Source organism: Streptomyces sp. SID5785, from assembly GCF_009870065.1.
Lineage (GTDB): Bacteria > Actinomycetota > Actinomycetes > Streptomycetales > Streptomycetaceae > Streptomyces.
This window is the reverse complement of sequence record NZ_WWIA01000213.1, coordinates 1-3592: the sequence shown is the minus strand read 5'-3', so window position 1 is coordinate 3592 and position 3592 is coordinate 1. Positions and strand designations below refer to the sequence as shown.

Sequence of the window (3592 nt, the reverse complement as noted above, 5' to 3'; positions counted from 1 at the left end):
TCGCGGCCCTGGCCACGACCGGCATGCTGCTGTCCCAGGCGTCCTACCGGGGCGCGGGCCTGGCCGTGCCGCTGGCCACGGCCACGGTCGTGAACCCGGTGGTGGCCGCGGCCGTCGGGCTCACCCTGTTCGGCGAGTCCTTCCGGCACGGCACGGCGGGCACCGCGCTGGCGCTGGGCTGCGGGGTCGTCGCCGCGGGTGGCCTGATCCTGCTGACCACGGAGCGCATCGGCCGCGACCGGCGCCCCGCACCGGCCGTGACGCGCCCGGAGGCGGACGCGGGGTCCGACCCCGCGTCCGACGCGGACCCTGACCGGCGGCTGATCGCCCAGGGGCGTCCGGCGGCCCCGGGGAGCGCCGCGCAGGACGCGGCGCGCGGGCTGCCCGTCGTGCCGGACAGCCCGGCCGCGCTCGACGGCATGCGGCCGCACCGCGCCGGGCGCCCGAGCCGTCCCCGCAGGTCACGCGACGACCGGCGGATCGAGGACGTCAGATCCTGACGCCCCTGGCCCGCAGATAGCCGAGCGGGTCGATGTCGCTGCCGAAGCCGGGTCCGGTCCGCATCTCGAAGTGCAGATGCGGGCCCGTGCTGTTGCCCGTGGAGCCCGAGCGGGCGATGCGCTGCCCGGTGACCACACGCTGCCCGCTCTTCACGCTGAGCGCCGACAGGTGCGCGTACTGGCTGTACCGGCCGTCCGCGTGCTTGATGACGACCTCGTAGCCGTACGAGCCTCCCCAGCCCGCCGACACGACCTGACCTGCGGCGACGGCCTTGACGGAGGTACCGGTGGGCACCGCGAAGTCGACTCCCGTGTGGTAGCCCTTCGACCACGAGGAGCCGGCCGCGTGGTACGGGGTGCCGATCGAGGCGGAGACGGGCGCCACGACGCCGCCGCCCGAGCGGTGCGCCTCGGCCTTCTCGGCGTGCGCCTTCTTGGGCTCGGCCTTCTTGGGCTCGGCCTTTTTCGGCGCGGTCTTCTTCGGCGAGGTCGCCTTCGGCTCGGCCTTTTTCGGCTCGGCCTTCTTCGGCGCGGTCTTCTCGGGGGCCGGCGCCGGGCGGGTCGGGGCGCTCGGCCCACCGGTCAGGCGCAGCCGCTGGCCGGGCAGGATGAGGTCCGGGTCGGAGCCGATGACCGAGCGGTTGGCCGCGTACAGCCGGGACCAGCCGCCGGACACCTTGCGCTCCGCGGCGATGCCGGACAGCGTGTCGCCGCCGAGCACCGTGTACATCTCGGTGTGCCCGGCCCTGGACTGCGGGGTGACCTCGGGCTTCACGTCCTTGACCGGGCGGACGGGCGCCCGCTCGGGGGCCGTCGACGCGCCGCCGCGGGTCAGCCCCGCCTTCCCGGAGCAGACGGGCCAGGCGCCGGGCCCCTGTCCGTCGAGCACCTTCTCGGCCACGGCGATCTGCTGGTCCCGGGTGGCGAGGTCAGCGCGCGGCGCGTAGGCCGTGCCGCCGTACGCGGCCCAGGTGGAGCCGGTGAACTGCAGCCCGCCGAAGTAGCCGTTGCCCGTGTTGATGCTCCAGTTGCCCGAGGACTCGCAGGCGGCGACCTTGTTCCAGGTCGCGGCGTCGGCAGCCTCGGCCGTGCCCGCGCCGATCAGCGGGATCGCGATCCCGGCGCCGCCCACGGTCACGGTGAGCGACGCCCGGTTGACCCGGCTCGGCTGATACCGGCGGTGCCGGCCGCGTAGCGCCATGAAAGCCCCCTCTGGTACCACTGCGGGCACACGTAGGACCGGCAAATTAGCCGCTCCTCCGCAGTCGTGACAAGAGCGTCCCAAGCCACATTGGCGACTTTCAGCCCCTCAAGTGACCGGGGATCCAGCGCAGTTGCACCGCGTGCTGGTAGGGGCCGCCGCCCTCGTGGTCGTTGAAGGCGTACACCTCCATGGCGCGCTCCGGGCCCGCCCAGTGGTTGTGGGCGGCGAAGACGGTCGAGGGCGGGCAGGTCAGGTCCTCGAGCGCGGCCGAGAAGAGGCCGGGGGCCGTGGCGCGGGCCGCGAAGTTGATGCCGTCGAAGTAGGAGAGCGTCCGGAAGACCTGCTCGTCCTCGCCGATGTGCGCCTTGAGGTAGAGGGCGATCTCCCGGTACGGGTGACGCTCCGTGAGGGTGGCGGCGCGCCGGAAGTCGCACAGGAACGGCACGTCGGGGGCGGCGGCCCGCAGGTCGGGGACGAGGCCCGCGACGGCGAGGGTGATGCCGCCGCCCTGGCTGCCGCCGGTGACGGCGACGCGCGAGGCGTCGACGAGAGGATGCGCCCGGGCGGCCTCGACGGCGCGCACGGCGTCGGTGTAGACGCGCCGGTAGTAGTAGTCGTGCGGGTCCTGGATGCCGCGTGTCATGAAGCCGGAGACGGACGGGGCGCTGCCGACCGGGTCGGGCGTGTGCCCCACGCTGCCGCCGCTGCCCTGGCCGCGGGTGTCCATCACGAAGTGCGCGAACCCGGCGGCGGCCCAGCGCAGATGGGTGTGCGGCAGCCCGCGTCCGCCGCTGTACCCGATGTACTCGACGACGGCCGGTACCGGCCCCTCGATGCCCGCGGGGAGGACGAGCCAGCCCTTCACGGGATGCCCGCCGAAGCCCGCGTACGTAACGTCGAAGACGTCGACCGCGGTGTACGGCACGTCGACCGGTTCGAAACGGGCGTCGAGGTCGTGCTCCCTGGCCTCGGTGAGCGTCTTCTCCCAGAAGGCGTCGAAGTCGTCGGGCGCCGTCGGTGCGGGCTTGTAGACACGCAGTTCGTCCAGGGACAGATCGAAATGAGGCACGCACGGCTCCAGCGTCGTAGAGAGTCATGGTCAGCGGGTCCTGAGGCGGTGCCCACGCTACGCCCGGCCTCGCGAGAACTGAACAAATTCCTTCACTTCACCCATCAGGAGCGACAGGCATGACCAGTACCGCGCAGATCGGTGTCACGGGGCTCGCCGTCATGGGGCGCAACCTCGCCCGCAACTTCGCCCGCAACGGCTACACGGTGGCCCTCCACAACCGCACGGCCGCCCGGACCCACGAGCTCGTCGCGGAGTTCGGCGAGGAGGGCATCTTCGTGCCGACCGGGACGGCCGAGGAGTTCGTCGCGGCGCTGGAACGCCCCAGGCGCCTGGTGATCATGGTGAAGGCGGGCGCGGCGACGGACGCGGTGATCGACGAGTTCGCCCCGCTGCTCGAGCCCGGCGACATGATCGTCGACGGCGGCAACGCCCACTTCGCCGACACCCGCCGGCGCGAGGCGGCCCTGCGCGAACAGGGCATCCACTTCGTCGGCACCGGCGTCTCCGGCGGCGAGGAGGGCGCCCTGCACGGGCCGAGCATCATGCCCGGCGGGAGCGTCGAGTCGTACGAGGCGCTCGGCCCGATGCTGGAGAAGATCTCGGCGAAGGCCGGGGACGGCGCCCCGTGCGTCACCCACGTCGGGCCGGACGGCGCCGGGCACTTCGTGAAGATGGTGCACAACGGCATCGAGTACGCCGACATGCAGCTCATCGGCGAGGCCTACCAACTGCTGCGCGACGTGGGCGGGTTCTCCCCCGCGCAGATCGCGGACGTCTTCCGCACGTGGAACACCGGGCGGCTCGACTCGTACCTGA

General features: G+C 73.0%; 3 protein-coding genes and 1 pseudogene. 2 read left to right on the top strand and 2 right to left on the bottom strand.

The window, feature by feature from the left end:
* Positions 1–500: pseudogene (locus tag GTW43_RS37875) on the top strand (hypothetical protein); the annotation flags it as partial.
* On the opposite strand, the gene GTW43_RS06575 reads toward GTW43_RS37875, so the two are convergent.
* On the bottom strand, positions 490–1701 hold the full coding sequence (locus GTW43_RS06575; RefSeq protein ID WP_161300679.1) for a transglycosylase family protein: 1212 nt from the start codon (positions 1699–1701) through the stop codon (positions 490–492). The pseudogene GTW43_RS37875 and the gene GTW43_RS06575 overlap by 11 nt on opposite strands.
* A 100-nt stretch (positions 1702–1801) precedes the next feature.
* Positions 1802–2773, bottom strand: a complete 972-nt coding sequence (locus GTW43_RS06570; protein ID WP_161300678.1) for an acetylxylan esterase — start codon at positions 2771–2773, stop codon at positions 1802–1804.
* 119 nt (positions 2774–2892) lie between these two features.
* On the opposite strand from GTW43_RS06570, the gene GTW43_RS06565 reads away from it, so the two are divergent.
* Positions 2893–3592 (top strand): NAD(P)-binding domain-containing protein (locus tag GTW43_RS06565; RefSeq protein ID WP_237536443.1); only part of this gene is annotated, 700 nt, incomplete at its 3' end.